The sequence below is a fragment of the Bacillus sp. FJAT-45350 genome, from assembly GCF_002335805.1.
In the GTDB taxonomy this organism is placed as follows: Bacteria; Bacillota; Bacilli; order Bacillales; family NISU01; genus FJAT-45350.
The window spans coordinates 1,254,208-1,271,111 of record NZ_NISU01000001.1 but is presented as its reverse complement, the minus strand read 5'-3'; the positions used below and the strand labels follow the sequence as shown (position 1 = coordinate 1,271,111).

At 35.0% G+C, this 16,904-nt stretch carries 16 protein-coding genes; 2 read left to right on the top strand and 14 right to left on the bottom strand.

The features are described from left to right. Window positions 1-11: 11 nt before the first annotated feature. Complete coding sequence (locus tag CD003_RS06410; RefSeq protein WP_257008219.1) at window positions 12-575, bottom strand: HPP family protein; 564 nt, start codon at window positions 573-575, stop codon at window positions 12-14. Between the two features lie 394 nt (window positions 576-969). Between CD003_RS06410 and CD003_RS06405 the strand changes: the two genes are divergently transcribed. Then, a complete protein-coding gene (locus CD003_RS06405; RefSeq protein WP_096200284.1) occupies window positions 970-2,433 on the top strand; it encodes an MDR family MFS transporter in 1,464 nt (487 codons plus the stop codon). Window positions 2,434-2,518: 85 nt separating this feature from the next. On the opposite strand, the gene CD003_RS06400 is transcribed toward CD003_RS06405, so the two are convergent. From CD003_RS06400 to CD003_RS06365, 8 genes are all read right to left on the bottom strand, one after another. Beyond that, window positions 2,519-3,277, bottom strand: coding sequence for a class I SAM-dependent methyltransferase (locus CD003_RS06400; protein ID WP_096200283.1), 759 nt, complete (start codon window positions 3,275-3,277; stop codon window positions 2,519-2,521). A gap of 38 nt (window positions 3,278-3,315) precedes the next feature. Next, complete coding sequence (locus CD003_RS06395) at window positions 3,316-3,654, bottom strand: rhodanese-like domain-containing protein (RefSeq protein ID WP_257008218.1); 339 nt, start codon at window positions 3,652-3,654, stop codon at window positions 3,316-3,318. Between the two features lie 191 nt (window positions 3,655-3,845). Continuing rightward, a complete protein-coding gene (locus CD003_RS06390) occupies window positions 3,846-4,961 on the bottom strand; it encodes an IS4 family transposase (RefSeq protein WP_096200279.1) in 1,116 nt (371 codons plus the stop codon). 249 nt (window positions 4,962-5,210) lie between these two features. Further along, the gene (locus CD003_RS06385; RefSeq protein ID WP_096200277.1) at window positions 5,211-5,888 is read right to left on the bottom strand and encodes a DNA alkylation repair protein; all 678 of its coding nucleotides are present in this window, start codon (window positions 5,886-5,888) and stop codon (window positions 5,211-5,213) included. A 450-nt stretch (window positions 5,889-6,338) separates the two neighbouring features. Continuing rightward, window positions 6,339-7,268, bottom strand: coding sequence for an SDR family NAD(P)-dependent oxidoreductase (locus tag CD003_RS06380; protein ID WP_096200275.1), 930 nt, complete (start codon window positions 7,266-7,268; stop codon window positions 6,339-6,341). 69 nt (window positions 7,269-7,337) lie between these two features. Beyond that, the gene (locus CD003_RS06375) at window positions 7,338-7,934 is read right to left on the bottom strand and encodes a TetR/AcrR family transcriptional regulator (RefSeq protein ID WP_096200273.1); all 597 of its coding nucleotides are present in this window, start codon (window positions 7,932-7,934) and stop codon (window positions 7,338-7,340) included. 334 nt (window positions 7,935-8,268) lie between these two features. Beyond that, the gene (locus CD003_RS06370) at window positions 8,269-9,168 is read right to left on the bottom strand and encodes a DMT family transporter (protein ID WP_096200271.1); all 900 of its coding nucleotides are present in this window, start codon (window positions 9,166-9,168) and stop codon (window positions 8,269-8,271) included. 169 nt (window positions 9,169-9,337) lie between these two features. Next, window positions 9,338-11,746 carry a PAS domain S-box protein gene (locus CD003_RS06365; protein WP_096200269.1) on the bottom strand — a complete coding sequence of 803 codons (2,409 nt, stop codon included), beginning with the start codon at window positions 11,744-11,746 and terminating at the stop codon, window positions 9,338-9,340. Window positions 11,747-12,119: 373 nt separating this feature from the next. Here CD003_RS06365 and CD003_RS06360 point away from each other — a divergent pair, with 373 nt between their 5' ends. Continuing rightward, window positions 12,120-13,202 (top strand): CotS family spore coat protein, encoded by a 1,083-nt coding sequence (locus CD003_RS06360; RefSeq protein WP_096200267.1) that lies wholly within the window; start codon window positions 12,120-12,122, stop codon window positions 13,200-13,202. A gap of 126 nt (window positions 13,203-13,328) precedes the next feature. On the opposite strand, the gene CD003_RS06355 is transcribed toward CD003_RS06360, so the two are convergent. The 5 genes from CD003_RS06355 to CD003_RS06335 form a co-directional block, all read right to left on the bottom strand. Next, a complete protein-coding gene (locus tag CD003_RS06355; protein ID WP_096200265.1) occupies window positions 13,329-13,811 on the bottom strand; it encodes a hypothetical protein in 483 nt (160 codons plus the stop codon). Next, complete coding sequence (locus tag CD003_RS06350; RefSeq protein WP_257008351.1) at window positions 13,801-14,184, bottom strand: hypothetical protein; 384 nt, start codon at window positions 14,182-14,184, stop codon at window positions 13,801-13,803. The genes CD003_RS06355 and CD003_RS06350 overlap by 11 nt, the downstream gene beginning before the upstream one ends. Before the next feature lie 375 nt (window positions 14,185-14,559). After that, on the bottom strand, window positions 14,560-15,270 hold the full coding sequence (locus tag CD003_RS06345) for a copper amine oxidase N-terminal domain-containing protein (protein ID WP_179295459.1): 711 nt from the start codon (window positions 15,268-15,270) through the stop codon (window positions 14,560-14,562). 141 nt (window positions 15,271-15,411) lie between these two features. After that, on the bottom strand, window positions 15,412-16,224 hold the full coding sequence (locus CD003_RS06340; RefSeq protein WP_096200261.1) for a copper amine oxidase N-terminal domain-containing protein: 813 nt from the start codon (window positions 16,222-16,224) through the stop codon (window positions 15,412-15,414). An 88-nt stretch (window positions 16,225-16,312) separates the two neighbouring features. Further along, window positions 16,313-16,783, bottom strand: coding sequence for a DUF4825 domain-containing protein (locus CD003_RS06335; RefSeq protein ID WP_306453957.1), 471 nt, complete (start codon window positions 16,781-16,783; stop codon window positions 16,313-16,315). Between the last annotated feature and the right edge of the window lie 121 nt (window positions 16,784-16,904).

The following is a 16,904-nucleotide window of genomic DNA, read 5'->3' as shown; positions in this document are numbered from 1 at the left end:
TTACAACCCCTTTATATCCACCTCTGAGGGTAACTCCTGTTCTTAAACAAGTTATTATATAAAATCGAAACGATCACTGCCAAAATTGCACATAAGAAAATGGTGAAAAGAAAACTCCAACCAATTTGTGTGTTAATCGCCACGATAGCGCTAGCTGCAGCAGGAGGATGCATCATATTTGTTAGCAACATAAGCAATACTACAATAGCAAGTGTAATCCCTATCGTTACATGGGAACGTCCAAATAGATCCCAAATAGTTAAAGCAGCTATCGTTGAAAGTAAGTGACCACCTATTACGTGTCGAGGCTGTGAAAACGGCCCTTCATAGGCTACAAATACTAGTAAACAGCTAGCTCCAATTGGACCTAACACCATTGGGTGACCTAAAAATACAGCAACTAAGCTAATAATCACCATAGCTATCAGCCCACCACCTGCAGATATTAGTGAATCAGTTATCGGAAAACTTTTAATTGGATTATTGGTACCTTTCATTTTATTAATATAGTGAGAAAGACTTCTTACCATTTCAAGATTTGTGTCGTCTTTCTGTCTCTCTTTTTGAACTTCCACAAAAAGACCCCTTCCTCAAAAAATCAAGAATTTTGTGAATATTTCTCACACATTTTTTATTATACTCTCTAATTTGTTTAAGGTAAATATTACATATAGAATCAAGCTTTTCCATTTTATCTAAAAAAAAATCTTGATATACCACCATTTATTTTGATTAATGATTTAACTGGTGGTGAAAAGGGTTTTGTTATATTTTCTAAAGACAGTGAGATCAATCTCTCGCTCCCTAGTAATTAGCCGATATTGTACTTACTGACATACCAACAGAACTAAAATATTTTTCTATATTAGCCCCGTCAAGACATAACTGTTGTGTCTCATAATCCATGGTGGTAGTATAATTTAGCGATATGTTGCTGTGTCGTATTTTACTACATAGGAGGAGAGGCTAATGGCTGTTATAGCCGAAGAAAACGCAGCAGCAAAAGAAACGAGCACACCAGAGGTTAACCCGATCCCGATTTTAGCTGTTTTACTTTCAGGAGCATTTGTTGCTATTTTAAGTGAAACGATTTTAAATGTTGCCCTAAATGCGATTATGGCTGATTTCGGTGTTGCTTCAAGCACCGTACAATGGCTTGTTACTGGATATATGCTTGTTATCGGTACATTGATTCCTATCTCTGCATATTTTATGCAACGTTTTACAACACGCCAATTGTTTATTACCGCAATGTCGTTGTTTACAATTGGTACGCTTATCTCTGGTTTAAGTCCAGTATTTGCGGTTCTATTAATTGGACGTTTAACTCAGGCAGTTGGTACTGCGATTATGATCCCACTCTTGATTAACATAATCCTTACTGTAATCCCTGTTGAACGTCGCGGAGCTGCTATGGGAATGGTTGGTCTTGTTATCATGTTTGCCCCTGCGATCGGCCCAACAGTGTCAGGACTTATCGTTGAAAATTTCACTTGGCGTTGGTTGTTTTATTTCATCACGCCTATTTCGGTCGCATCTTTATTGTTTGGTATGAAAGTCTTGACCAACCTTTCAGAAACCTCGAAACCGAAACTTGATGTTGTTTCCTTTCTATTATCAACACTCGGATTTGGTGGAATCGTTTATGGTTTTAGTGCTGCTGGTAAAGGTGATGCCAGTTTTTCAGATCCAGTGGTATTTTCATTTCTACTAATAGGATTTGTCTCATTAGCATTGTTTAGTTGGCGTCAACTAAAACTTGAATCACCGTTATTAGACATTCGTGTGTTCCGTTACCCGATGTTTTTACTTGGACTCCTCCTTGTGATGCTCATCATGATGACAATGTTTGCGATGATGCTCGTGATGCCGATTTATATGCAAGGCGCACTACTATTTAGTGCTGTAACAGCTGGATTGGTCTTGTTACCGGGGGGATTATTGAACGGGGCGCTATCTCCAATTATGGGGCGTTTGTTTGATAGATTTGGACCTCGACCATTGCTAATTCCAGGAACGATTCTTCTTGCGGTCATTGTCTTTACTTATCGATATACCGTTCCAGGAATTCCTGTTTGGTTTGTCGTTGTCCAACAAGCGATTCTAATGATTGCTGTTGCGATGATTATGATGCCTGCCCAAACAAATGGTCTGAATCAGATACCAAAAAGTCTGTATCCACATGGTACTGCGATTATGAACACGTTAATGCAAGTGTCCGGTGCAATCGGTGCGGCACTGTTCATATCTGTCATGGAAAATGGTCAACAAACATATCTACAAAACAATGGCATTATAAATCCTACTGCAGAAGAAGTGATTGCTGCCCTGACGTATGGCTCACAGCAAAGTTTTTCTACTGGATTTTACTTGGCAATTGCCGCAGTTATACTTGCGTTACTTGTACGTAGAAGCAAACAACAAAAATATTGAATAAATGGAAAGGGAGAATACATAATTCGGTATCCTCCCTTTCTTCTTATGAATCTAACTCAAAGGCTGAGTATTTAAGGAAATATTATCTCCTAGCAACAGCTTCAAAGGTAATAACTTGGCTTGACTTAGTTGGGTATTGTCCGTACTCATAATCCGCTGATATTATAATATCTTCAAACCCAATCTGTTCAAGAATCATTCTGAATTCTTCTATTCCATACCAACGTAGTGGAAATCGTTCAAGTTCTGTTTGTAATAGCTCACCGTTACTCCACTTTTCGTAGCGATTATGAGATATTGTGTATTGATTAATATAATCTACTTCGACTACTTTATTTTCTAACGTGATAATATCCCCATTTTTAGATTGCCAAGTTCTAGTTGATGCTTTTTCAATCGAAACATCCGTTTGTAAAAAAATATCTAAAATTAGTCTACCTCCATTAGAAAGATGGTTATAGAAATTTTTTAATGCTTTAACAGAATCATCTCTTCTATGTAACAGTAGGAATGTCCCGGTTGGCACGATAATAGCTTCATATTTTGAATCTAATGAGACTGATTCCATTTTTCCTTCAAATAGTTTTGGGTGTAACCCTCTTTTTTCACAGTTGTGACGGCATATTTTTAACATTTCTTCTGAAACATCGAAACCATCCACTTTCAAGCCTTTCTCTAACAGTGGAATTAGAATTCTACCCGTTCCAACCCCTGGTTCAAGAACGTTGCCCTTACACGAAGCTAATCTCTCGCTATAAAATCCCACATCTCCAAATGAAAGACCAATATATTTATCTAGATCATATACTTCCGAAGAAAGTTTACTATAGTAACCCAACATATACTTTTCTCCCTCTGTTCCGAAATCGTTAATTATATCTATTCTCTATCTTTACAATACTCTTTCCAGGCAGTAATTCCACCTTCTAAAACAGAAACCTTGTAATCCCTTTGTGATAGAATCGAAGCACATCTTGTCGCTGAGTTTCCTGTAGTACAAGTAACAATCACTTCTCTGTCTTTTGCCAAATCATTGATAGAACCTTCACTATCATGTTCTAAATCAAAAATCGTCGTTTTCGGTATGTTTAGATTTTCAATTGTTGAACCCTTTATATGAAACTTTTTATATTTCTCCTCTGCTCGTACATCTAGAAGTAGAATTTTCTCTTGATTTTCCATACTCTTATAAAATGATTCTGGTGAAATTTTTTTCATGGATATGCTCCTTTTTTTAGTAATTTTATAATTGTATCATAATCTCACTAGTGTTGCATAAATATTGTTGGAATTTTCAGTTTTAATGTTTTCTCTGCTTAGAGCCAAAAAAGGAAATACCTAACCAAAGGTGGTTCCATCCATTTGGATTTTTTTACAATTGAGCATAAGTAACGACGACAATTTGTTTATTAAGGGACTGCTTTTCCTTCAATTTTTCGAATCCAGATATACGCTGGTTTCCATAGCGCAGCCCTTAAATAACGGCTAATTTGTAAGGTTTTTCGCTTGCTATTCGTTTCGATTTGAACGAGAACATGCAGGCAAAAAACAATCAGTGCAATAAACACTTGATTTTGAATCGCCCATTCGCTGTGACCATAGAACTTTTTAATGTTGAGATGCTGTTTTATCCATTTGAAAAACAGTTCAATTGCCCAGCGTGATTTATACATCTCAGAAATCTCTTCAGCACTCAAATCAAAACGGTTAGTGATTAAATGAAGCTCATTTCCTTTTGAATCCTTCACTTTTAATAGGCGAAAGTAATTTTCACTACGGTTTTGAGTTGTACCAATCAATACCATTTGATCTGATAATACTGCTGAACCTTCTGGTAGTTTAAATTCATAAACTTCGCGTACGACCGCATTTTTACGTAGTCTTGAAAGAAAAAAGTAGCCATCATCCGTCATGCGATCAAATCGCTCGTAATCAAGGTAACCACGGTCAAACACATACATGCATTCTTTGTTATCAATCATCACTTCAAGTTGACCACGATCGTGTTCTTTTGCCGTTGTAATAACAGCTTTTTCAGGATAGGAAAGTCCATTTTCCATAAACACAAGACGCAAATGCACCTTAACTCCCGCTTTTGTTTTGCGGAACTTAGCCCATTTATGATGGGTCAAATTAAGTGGCAATGTGCTTGAATCAATGATTTTTAACGGCATAATCAGTTTTGTAGGGTGTGTTTTGACATGAATTTGTGCTACTAGATCTAAGAAAAGCTTTTGAAATAAGTCAGGATTCATATTATTTAATCGCCGTGATAGCTGAGAGATACTGATAGAATCTAGGTTAACTTCTTTTTGCAGCTTGTCATCAAAAAGACTATCGCCCAGTGCATGAAGACTTTCGATTTCTTGAAGTTGTGCAAAAAGAAGTAATTTTAGAAATGATTCGGTCGTTAACTTTTTTGTATAGTAATCTAATTTCAACGTTTTCACGTTTTCTTCAAATAATTGAAGGTTAATGGGTGAAAACCATTGTCCAAATGAAGTTTTTCGTGTAATCTTGTCCATAGTGTGAGTCCTTTTTTAGTGGATTTGGACGGGTTACCACCTGACTTATCCATTATAAAGGACTTTTTCTGTGCGTAAAATGAGATTATTGAAGATTTTGAGTCTTTTTAATATTTGAAATTAATTAATGCAACACTAGTGTCATAATCTATATCTAATAAATATGGATCATTTGCAATTATCTTTATATTGCAAAGGCTGAATAATGTAAAAAACTCTAGAATGCGAATTAAATGATAGAACTATGTTTCAGAGATGTTTTAAAGCCTCTCGTTTACTAAGTGGTTTTAAGTTATTGTTAGCAACAAAAGATTTTACGTTTTCAGGGAAAGTTTTTGCATATTCACGTAATACCCATCCAATTGCTTTTTGTACGAAAAATTCATCGCTACTTTCTCTTCTTAAAATATATCGAAATAGGCGTTCTTCATCTGTTTCATCTTTGTAGTATAGTTGATACAATATCGCTGATCTCTGTAGCCAAATGTTGTCCTCCTCAATCCATTTATCAGCAAATGCAAGTATAAGGTCCCTATTATTGGAAAACATATAACCCATGATATGAGGGGAAAGTACATCCACCGTATCCCACCACGACTTTTTTACGATCAAATTTGATAACCATGACATATCTTCGCTGATGAAATCTTTTTTTGTTATTTGGAGAATATCAAGAGCTGCTTTCTGATATTCTCTCTCTGGAAGACTCCAAAGCATAAAAATGACATCCTTTAGTTCCTCTTTTTGAGGTAATCCATTTTCTTTTATAAATTGTTTAGTTATTCTTCGACGAATGGGTGTTCGAATACCTAAGAACTCAAATTGGTTTCTTAAATAATTTATAGACCATTCGGCATATTTATCATCACTGTATTCAGAATAGATTTTCACAAGTTTTTCAACGTATGAATTTAGTGAATTAGTCATATTTGGTCACCTTTTATTTTTCATTTAGTTTCTACATTATTATCAAAGTTTCCTGTCGCTGACGGACATAGGAGACCTTATTTTACTAATTTATCCTATTTTTTCGAACTATTGGACTTGAGGTACGCTATTCCATGAAAATTCACTATACTTGGTGCTAATGTAAGTAAATAACGAACTTAATGTCCGTTAACCCTTTTAATATAACTCTTTGCTCATGAATAACGGTTCTCCTGTCCAAATATACGATATAAGTATGGAATAAAGATATCTTACATTTCCTTTCGTTACAAAAATAGGACCTTCTATATATATACAACAGTAGTAACTGTAATCATACTACAAAGACTGGTCAATATAGGTTTCTTCAATTGCTTGTTTTACCTTGTAAGTTGATGGTTAGAGAAAAATAGAAGTGCCTCATCCGCAGCCGTCAAAAAGTGATTTCTACTATTGTTTCATCCAATCTACCGTTTCCTTAATTCCTTGTTTATAAGGAGTTCGAGGCAATGTTGTTATTTCTTTTTCATACTTATCTCCACTTAGGATAATAGGTTCTTCTGTTAAATACATCATCTCAACCATTTCTTTCATGGAAGGAGAAACTATTCCTAGGAACCTAATCATCGATTTTGATACTACACGGAGTGATTTTTGGTACCCAATTTCTTCACGTAATAATGCTAAAAGTTTGTCACCTGTGATTGGGTGAGATGAGGGTATATTCCAGTTTTGGTTGTATGCTTCTTCTCTGAAAGCTAATTCAACCATTCCTTTTGCACCATCGAATGTATATAAATACTCTCTAGCAATGTTTATATGACCAATGAAATTTGAGTTTTTATTCCTTATGACGTTTTTTAAAGTTTCATGAAGCATTGTATTTTCTGCATTCGGACCATAGACATCTGGCATATGCACAATGAGGCTAGGGATTCCACTTTCTTTCAATCTATTTTCCATTTCTAAACGTATTTTCCCTTTTTTCGTGTGAGGTGTTTTTCTTGTCTCTTCCGTTACTAATACACCTGGATTCTTACCGTACGCATAAATATTATCGACAAGAGCGATTTTTGCTTGTTGCGCTTTAGCTGTTCGAATCATATTTTTAATACACTTTGGATGCTTTTCTTCCCATTCTTGATATGGAAAATTAAGCGCATGGAAAATAACCTCTACGCCTTCAGATGATTTTATCAAGTCCGTTTCATTTAGTGCATCACCTGAATAAATTGAAACATTAGACTTATTGTTGAACAGTTTCTTTAACTTTTCCTTATTTCTCGCAAAAGCAACAACCTCTACCCCTCTACTAGCTAACTCACAAACTAATGCATAGCCAATTCCACCGGATGCCCCAACAACTAACGCTTTTTCCATAAAATATACTCTCTCCTTTTTCTGACCACTGGTCAATTAATGATAAAAATTTGTGATACTCTAAACTAATTACAAGTCATCTAGAGTATCATCCGTAGGAAACAATGCTATTAGAATAAAATTCACATGAGCTATTGCTCCATCTCTTGCCTCTTCGAAACTATCAACGTAGCCCCAATGGTGAGAAACAAATCCATGTAGTGATATGAATGCTGACCAAATATCTTTAATCGCCAGTTGGTTGTTTGCTAACAATTGGACAGCACGAGCGAATTTTTGATAACTAAGATGTGCTGCTTCCTGTGACAAGCTATCTACCTCGTCATTTCTTACCATAAACATAAGCTCATATTGATTTTGATGATTTAAACCAAATTCAATAAACCGTATAAACAATATTATAAGCTTCTTCTCATCGTCTTCATCGCCATGAATTGTTTCATCTACTAGTTTATTAAGTACACTAAAATCTTCTTCAACTATTGCATAAAACAATTCTGCTTTATTTTTAAAATGATAATAAATTGAGCCATGACTACAGCCTAGCTTCTTCGCAATGTTACGCACTGAAACTTGGTTGTATCCTTTTATTACAAACTGAATACGAGCTTCTTTTAAAATCATTTCCTTAGTTAATTCCTGAGATGCTGGCTTACGTGGTGACATACATACACCCCTTTATTGACCACTGGTTAATTTTGATATTACTACCTATTTATTTATGTTTCAAGCCTTTTATGATAAATATTGGTAAAAATATAAGAATAAAGACTGCAAAGCGATCACTTGTTTAAAGCAATGTGCGGAGCCACTACCTGTTTTAAAGTATAGTGACAAGTGGGTTTCTTGGCGCAATACGCGTAGTGCGCCAAGCCATTGCCCTTCTTAGAATAAGCTCCTTATCCACAGATTAAGTATTTTGTAATTTCGTAAACCAAAGATAAAGGCCATTGAAAAAATGAAAACTTTTTCAATGACCTCTCTTTAAAACTATCAAAGACTATGCATGTTCTTTTACTACTGGTATGTCTACTTTTTCTTCCTTCTTCTTTACCTGGGTAGTCAATAGTACACCGCCCATAACGACAAATGCCCCAACGACTTGCACGACTGTGACTGTTTCGTTTAACCATAAGTATGCGCCAATCATCGTAAAGACAGGAAGGAAATTTAAAAAGATAGAAGCCTGTGAAGGTCCGAGTAAGTCGACGGCCCGATTATAGAAAACTAACGCCACAAGGGACGGGAATATCCCAAAATATAATAGACCAGGTAGATGATTTGAGACATCAAATGTAGGTATTCCCATGACAACCCACTCTACCACAACAAATGGAAACAATACAATCATAGAAATTCCTGTCATCAGGAAAATCGCTGCATATGGAGGAAACAAATGCATGTATTGCTTCACGTAAATAGAATAAACAGCCCATGAGATAATAGCGCCAATCATAATTACATCACCAATATTCCAAGCCATTGACGTTAATTGAAAGAACTGACCATCTAACACAACCCAAATCGCTCCAATGAAAGATAATAGGATTCCAATCCATTGAATACGAATCAACCTTTCCTTTAAAAAGAAAGCACTTAATAAAATTGTTGTAACAGGAATAACTGTTTCCAATACAGCAACATTTGAGGCGCTCGTATATTGTAAGGCACCGTAAATAAACATATTGAAAAATGCTACACCTGATAAAGTCATAATCAAAAATGGAACCTTATGTTCTAAAAATGTCGCTCTATTTTTCCACGCAGCATGAAAGCCAATTGGAAACAGGATAGCAAATGCGATCATAAACCGAATCATCGCAATCGTAAATGGAGGTAAATCATTGATCGCTTTTCCGATCAATATATTACCTGCATAAATAATCACAACCGCCACCATAAGTAGATATGGATAAATGAGTAACGCCCCCTAACATCTATGAAAGCTTTACAATACCATGTATCCATCATAATTTCATTAAAATACAGTTACGCCTTTACTTTTTTTTCAGTATCTTCCTCGTATACTACTTTTTTATACATTATAAATATTATATTAATAATCGTTTCTAATTTATATAAACCCCTACTTGATTACGACCAGACCCCTTCGAGTAATATAATGCTTTGTCTGCTTTTTCAATTAGCTCTTTTGATTGCATTTGTGATGTTGGAATAACTGTTGAAACACCTAAACTTATGGTGACATACTGGCTTACTTTCGATCCGATATGAGGAATACTTAGTTCCTCAATAATGGAACGTAGTCGATTAGCAGCAGCCTTAGCTTCTTCTTGACTTGTTTCAGGTAGAATAACTGAAAATTCTTCACCACCATATCGCGCCACAAAGTCACTATGAAACTTAATAGAATTCTTTAATGTCTGTGCGATGGTTTTCAAACATTCATCACCACCACTATGACCATAAGTATCGTTGTATGCTTTAAAATGGTCGATATCTAACATAATTAAAGAAAGTGGAGTAGAATTAATTGAGGCTCGTTTCCATTCTTTTGCTAGCTCTTCATCAAAGCTTCGACGGTTCGCAATAGCGGTCAAGCCATCTATCCTAGATAGTTCTTCAAGCTTTTCATTTATTGCTTTTTGTTTTGTTATGTCTCTTATAACACCTAAAATACATGTCTCTTCATCATATTTAATTTTGGTAACTGTAAGTTCGCCTATGAATACTTTACCGTCTTTACGGATGTATTTTACCTCGTCCTTTAGAGGAACAGGAAGTTTTCCTTTTAAAATTAAATCAATCGATTCCACAACATTTTGCTGTTGGTCAGGGTGGATAAAGTTGATAAAAGGTTGTTCAAGAACTTCCTGCATATTAGCAGCACCAATTAACTCAACAGTTCTTTCGTTTATAAATTTAAGGTCTTCTTTCCCATGAACAAACAAACCTTCTGGATAAAGTTCTACTACACTTCGATAACGCTCTTCACTTTCTATCATTAATTTCTCACTATGCTTACGGTCCGTTATATCATGAACCATCCCTATAGCAAAAATACTGCCTTCTTCTAAGCCTGTTAAAGCGTTTACGGTAACATTTGCATAAAGTAGTTTTCCATCCTTACGTATATAACGCTTTTCTAATTGATAAGAGGTACGCTTGCCTTCAACTAGCTCTGTAAATAATCTCTTTTCTTCTTCTACATCATCAGGATGGTAAATATTATCAGCTAAATCACACACCTCTTCTTTACTGTATCCAAGCATGTTTAAATAAGTTGGATTGACTTCTAATATCTCACCAGTACCATTTCGTAATATGATTCCGATACCCGATTTGTCAAAGATAGCTTTGAATCTCTCATTACTTACTTGTAATTCCTTTTCAATTCGCCTTTGTTCTGTAATATCCTTTGCGACCGTATAAACACCTGTAATCGTTTGGTCAATATAAATTGGAACTGACGTTACATTTAGGATGGCTTTATCCCCGTGTTTTTTATTGATTGTAACATCAATTGTCTCTGTATCTCCTTGTAATACTTTACTAAAAGAAATTACAGATTTTTCTAGATCTTCTTCTACGATTAATGAATGAAATGTACTGATTAACAGCTCTTCTTCCGTATATCCAGTTATTCTTGTACAGTTCTTATTAGTTTGGATAAGTCTTCCTTCAGAATCAATCGCAAGAACTGCATCAGGGTTTTGTTCAATTAATGATTTATATTGAGCTTCATTTTTTCTAATGGCTGCTTCCATCTCTTTTTGTTGTGTTATATTTGAGAAAATAACCTGATAGGCATGTTTCCCTTGATAGTCAATAGGAATTGAAGAGATTCTAACATCTAATGTTTTCCCATTTAAAGCAATTATTTTGATTTCATACGGCTCTAATTGTTTATTTGCCATGGTTGATTCTTTCATGCGTTGAGTAACTAATTCTAAATAATCAGGGTGGATAATACCCATAATATTTTTTCCCATTAATTCCTTGTAGTCCCTCGCACCAATTGAATTAACCCCTGCCTCATTTATATATTCAACTTTTCCTTCAGAATGAATAACCATTGGCTCTGGTGAATACTGAATCCAACTTCGATATTTTGCTTCACTTTTCTCTAATTTCTCTATTAAATCTTTGCGCTCTGTTATGTCTTCGATTTGCGATATAAAATATAATGGATTTTTCTTCTCATCTTTAACCAGAGAAACACTTAATAACACCCATACTATCTTGTTTTGTTTATGAATGTAACGTTTTTCCATTTGATAACAATCTATCTCACCTTCTAACATCCTATTGACATTAGTAAGGTCTAATTCCAAATCCTCAGAATAGGTTAAATCCTGAAAAGTCATTTGTACAAGCTCCGCCTCTGAGTATCCTAAAATTCTGCATAAAGATTTATTTACTTTTAACCATTTTCCCTTTGTAGACACAATCGCCATTCCAATAGAGGAAAAATGAAAAGCGTTCATAAAAAGTTTATCTTCCTGAATTCGTTTCACATTTAAGCCTCCTTATTGCTAGTTACTAGTACACATGATACTTGAACACTACGATATTTGAAACAATAAATTATACATTTATCACTTGTTATCGCTGGAAAATACTAATTGATTATTAATAAAATATGACATTGCAATCAAAATAGATACGATTCAATAGATACTTTTATGAATTTCATTTAGCTCTTTTCATTTTAATTTATGATAAATATTAGTAACTGTTAAATTTGGGTAGTCTTTTGTCAATTTTCTCCCTTTATTGGACTACTTATCTTACTCTAAGAGTCATTTGCTAGGCTTTTCAGATCTCCACTGAATCCAATCAACTTATTAATTTCTTTCATATATTAATAAAAAAGAAAGGAGTTTATCAATGGATATTCCAAAGAAGGTAATGTCACATTACTCACTAAAAGTTAAAAAAGTATCCTTACTGTCTGATAAGGGGAAAAAAGCCGTATGGTCTATTATCACTTCATCAGGAGACTATATTTTGAAAAAGGTTCCTATACATGAAGGTAGACTTGCATTTATGATCCGTACAATTGACCATTTAAATTCGAATGGAGTCCTTACACCGGGAGTTATAAATACAAGTAATGGAGAGGGTTATGTCTTAGTAGATGATGACTTCTATGTTTTATTTGAAGCCATTAAAGGTAAGAAGCCAGCTTATAAAAAGAAAAAAGAGTTAGAAAAAATTGTACGTGGATTAGCTACCTTTCACAAAGCATCATCAGGAATTGTAATCTCAGAGAATATGAAGCCTTCCTATCTACTAGGTGGATGGAAAGAAGATTTTCAAAGACGATATAATTTGTTAGAAAAATGGAAGCAAGAACGTCAAAATGCGCCAATCAAAAATAAATTTGATCAACAATTTCTCCTTCATGTGGATACTTTTCTAAATCAGTGTAAAGCGGCTATGTTGATGTTACATGAATCCTGTTACGACTCATGGGTTGAAGATACAAAAGTAAAGAACACAATTTGTCATCAAGACTTTGCCGCTGGTAATCTAGCAATCGATAAAAACGGACATCTAAATGTATTTGATATGGACTCCTTGACAATTGACCTTCCGATTAGAGATATTAGGAAACTATTAAATAAAGTGATGAAAAAGCAACCAAGCTGGGACCTCGCACTTATGATTGAGGTGATGACCTTCTACCAGAAAGTAAGTCCATTATCAAACGAACAATATAAAGTGTTAGTTGCCGACCTTCTATTTCCTCACCTCTTTTTTGGACAGGTAAACAAATACTACGGAAAAGATGAAAAAGAATGGAGCGAAAAAAAACATCTCGAACGCATAAAAGAAATGGTACAAGTAGAATTAAGTAAAGAAGCTGTAATTAAAGACTTCTTCATGACCTATTTAGCTAAAACACTGAGACTTAACCCCAGAGCCTGTTCAATGCAAGACAAACAACAAGACACCCCGCCTATATAATGTCCACTGAAAAAGCGAAAAAGCCTGCTATGAGTTTTCTCATACCGGGCTTAGAATGTGTGAAGCCATTACTTACTCTTGGTAACTCTACGTTAGACTTATATTATTTCAAATACTAACATTCACCTATTTAAAAATCTTTTCAATAACCATATCAAGTGACATTTCACTTTCTACTTCGTAACTTCCAGGACGTAGGTTGTTTGCTAAGCCCCTTTTCTCCACTTCGTTAACAAGTACCATAGCACGATCAATGATGTTTGCTGCAACTAGTGCCTCACCAACATCAATACTTGTCATGCCAGGTGATACCGTTAAAATGGTGCGATAGATTATCTTTTCATCCACCTGTTCATTATTAACTTCGGCTTCAACTTCAACTACCTCTGTCACAATTTCTTTCGCTTCATCAAGTTGCGTTTGCCACTCTTCTTCTGAATGGATTAGATAACCTTCCTCAGCTACTAACTGCTTCATTTCTTCTAACGACAATCGCTCAACCACCTGAGTGCTCGCGGAATCACTTGAACCAAAAAAATAGACCGATCCTAATAAACTACCTGCAACAACGAGACCACCTGCAAAACTGCGCATTGAATTAGCTATCATTGGCTACTTTTCTCCTTACACCTTCTACATTCATATAAGGGGCAAGCCTATGCTTTACTTCAGCCTCTGGCAGCTTCTTTTTTTCAGCAATACTCTCAAATGAATAACCTCTTCTATACATATCAAGCATGTCTCGTAAAATACGACGCTTCTCTGTAGAACCCACTTCTAACCCAGCTTCTTTCGCCATAATTTCAGTATCAAGCTCAACATTTCGCACATGTTCTTGAAGCTTGTTCATATCATTTAAAATCGTAAGTGAAAACTGCTCAACAGCGCGTAACTCTTCATTTGATGCTTTCTTTGTATAAATAAAAGACAAAATGAATAACACTATCGCTGCTCCAAACACTATTGCTAACATCCATCCCATCACCTTAGGATCCTCCTCATAAACTCTTGTATGTAATTTGCCCTTTCATATTATACATTGATTCAAATGAGAAAGGCACATTAAATTAAAAACACTCAAATAGTCAGAAGTTTTAAAGCAAAAAGGTCATGTCGAAATTTGTCACACCTTTATACCTACATCTCAAAAAATTACTGCTCAACGTTGGATGAAAAGTAAGTAATAGTAAATAACCAAGGACCTTTACATCGGTACTAATTCAAAATATCAAGACCAAATTAGTACCTATGGCTAGTAAAAAAAACTATATAAGGAAAAAGTATGGCTGTTGAGTACAATACCTCAACAACCATACTTAATTATTAAGACTATTAAATTAGTTATTCTATAAGACTGTTATCCAAAGTTCCCACTACGAATTACTTCGACAATACCCCAGAAGTAATCAGGCCCATCTTCAGATAATATGTCTTGTATGTATAATCCATTAGAATACATTTCCGGGACGATAATGAATGCATCCACTAATGATAAAAGTCCACTTCCAAAATCAGCTCTAGCTTCTACAAGATAAAATTGTCCACGGTGAAGGTTTTCAACTGAATACGATAAACCCTGGTCGTAGTCAAAGTACTCTTTCACAAGATTTAGCGCCTTTTGTTCATTTGTTGATGATTTCTTTGGTAAAAAAACAAAAATGTCTTTCTCTTTTGAAGAAATTGTTGCCATATAAAGCTGTGAATCCCAATCAACAGAAGCCCCCATTGCTTCACTTACAAAACGCAATGGTACTAATGTACGTCCTTTTTGTACTTGCGCGGGAACATCAATGACAACCGCTTTACCATTAACGCTAGTGTGTCTTGAGTTAACAGTTAAAATGACTTTTGTACTTCCTTTCGTCGCTGTAATTTTTTTCGTCGCTGCATCCCAATGTACATTTGCACCTAACTCTTCAAAGATACTACGAAGAGGTACAAGAGTCCTATTTTCAACCATTGTTCCACCTTCAATAGTAACTACAGTTCTAGCTTCCGCACCCTCGTTATTTACAAGAAACATAGTCAATATAAATACTGGTAAAATAAAAAGTAGTCTTTTAAACATCATTTTTCCTCCTATTCATCTTTCTTCCACTACTATTTTACCATAATTGATCTATTTTGTATTAATTCTCACCTAATAGTTCATAACAGGCATCACAAAATAAGAGAGTAGTCACAATAGACCACTCTCTTATATAAATTTCTATTTTCTATATGCTGAATAATCGCCTCCAAAATATATACCTAACCCAGTGAAATGACAACTTCCTTCTTCTGATATCTCGTGAACACGAATCGATTCATCTACTATTTCGAATGTAGCTTTACAACTTCTACTACTATAAGATGCCGTATTGTTAGAAGTTAATTTAGCTTCTCCATAATAATCATTAAATTCCCATGGCATTTGATAACCAGCTAACTGACCACCAGTTGGATCATAGCGGTAACCCGTTTGAGAAACAAATGATATCGACTCAGGTGTTTTTTGATAGACATATAATGCTGTAGACATACCACTCCCAGAGTACCCAGAGTTATAATATTGACCTAACCATGCTGAAGGTTGTATGCTTCCAGTTCCATCTCCTCCTATGGAAACAGTTCTTGTCGCGTTATCCCAATGAACTGTTTCCCCTAACGATTGACTTATAAAACGAAGAGGAACAAGCGTGCGCCCTTCCCTCACTTGAGGCGGAACAGCAATCGTGACTGCCTTTCCATTTACTTTTGCTGTCTTGGATCCTATTTTCAACCAAACCGTTGTGTTACCTTTTGTAGCTTCAATGGTTTTATCTTTTTGGTTCCATTGAACCGTTGCACCTAACGATTCAAAGATTCCTCGTAACGGGACTAATGTCGTGCCGTTTTGAATTACACCCTCATTGTTGTAATATTGTTTATCTCCATTTTCTATGTAGATTGAAACGTCACTATATGCATGAGCATGATTGACACTTAAATTAAAAATACAAAATAGTGCTAAGCTTAAAAGAACGAACCTTAAAACCTTCATTTTGATTGCCTCCCTATTTTTTTATTTTACAAGACTAAGATACTTTAAAAATAAAAAACATTGATTCTTTCCTGCAGTAATGCCCCATTTACTTTAATAACTGATTAACTTTGTTTTCATCTTCTATATATTCTTGTATAAGTGCTCCTAGTTCTTCTTCGTTATTGATGTCTCTTAATTCCATTCCGTACCAGTCTTGTAGATTTTCTCTTGTGAGAGTATACTCACCAATTTCAAAATTAAATGTAATCCAGTCAACATTTTGTATCAATGCAAATAAAAATGTAGCATTGTATATCGCTGTTTCTTTATAATTTTGTTCTGAGTCCACCCAATCATAATTCAAAATTATTCCGTAAGGTTCTTCATTTGTTTTTAGTTCAAAACCTATCATATGCTCTCCGCCCGGTAATTGATTAGCAATGTTGCCCACTGCACTGTTATCACCTACGAACGAATCTTTAAATCGAAAAATATCGCTAGTTGTATTTGTATCATTTGAATTACATCCACTCAAGAAAAGCACTACCAAAAGTGCAAAGAACATAAACTTAATCATTTTTCTCAAATTTATTTGCCTCCTATATAACTGCACACGATATAAATATACCATAGAAATCTAATACATTACCCTTAAATTTTAATAGTTCCTTTGTTGCCACTTCATCTGGTTAGACAGT

What these genes read in the sequence shown, in the direction of transcription:
- CD003_RS06405 (WP_096200284.1), top strand. Translation starts at nt 970, where the DNA reads ATGGCTGTTATAGCCGAAGAAAACGCAGCAGCAAAAGAAACGAGCACA.
- CD003_RS06400 (WP_096200283.1), bottom strand. Translation starts at nt 3,277, where the DNA reads ATGTTGGGTTACTATAGTAAACTTTCTTCGGAAGTATATGATCTAGAT.
- CD003_RS06395 (WP_257008218.1), bottom strand. Translation starts at nt 3,654, where the DNA reads ATGAAAAAAATTTCACCAGAATCATTTTATAAGAGTATGGAAAATCAA.
- CD003_RS06390 (WP_096200279.1), bottom strand. Translation starts at nt 4,961, where the DNA reads ATGGACAAGATTACACGAAAAACTTCATTTGGACAATGGTTTTCACCC.
- CD003_RS06385 (WP_096200277.1), bottom strand. Translation starts at nt 5,888, where the DNA reads ATGACTAATTCACTAAATTCATACGTTGAAAAACTTGTGAAAATCTAT.
- CD003_RS06380 (WP_096200275.1), bottom strand. Translation starts at nt 7,268, where the DNA reads ATGGAAAAAGCGTTAGTTGTTGGGGCATCCGGTGGAATTGGCTATGCA.
- CD003_RS06375 (WP_096200273.1), bottom strand. Translation starts at nt 7,934, where the DNA reads ATGTCACCACGTAAGCCAGCATCTCAGGAATTAACTAAGGAAATGATT.
- CD003_RS06370 (WP_096200271.1), bottom strand. Translation starts at nt 9,168, where the DNA reads ATGGTGGCGGTTGTGATTATTTATGCAGGTAATATATTGATCGGAAAA.
- CD003_RS06360 (WP_096200267.1), top strand. Translation starts at nt 12,120, where the DNA reads ATGGATATTCCAAAGAAGGTAATGTCACATTACTCACTAAAAGTTAAA.
- CD003_RS06355 (WP_096200265.1), bottom strand. Translation starts at nt 13,811, where the DNA reads ATGATAGCTAATTCAATGCGCAGTTTTGCAGGTGGTCTCGTTGTTGCA.
- CD003_RS06350 (WP_257008351.1), bottom strand. Translation starts at nt 14,184, where the DNA reads ATGGGATGGATGTTAGCAATAGTGTTTGGAGCAGCGATAGTGTTATTC.
- CD003_RS06345 (WP_179295459.1), bottom strand. Translation starts at nt 15,270, where the DNA reads ATGTTTAAAAGACTACTTTTTATTTTACCAGTATTTATATTGACTATG.
- CD003_RS06340 (WP_096200261.1), bottom strand. Translation starts at nt 16,224, where the DNA reads ATGAAGGTTTTAAGGTTCGTTCTTTTAAGCTTAGCACTATTTTGTATT.
- CD003_RS06335 (WP_306453957.1), bottom strand. Translation starts at nt 16,783, where the DNA reads ATGATTAAGTTTATGTTCTTTGCACTTTTGGTAGTGCTTTTCTTGAGT.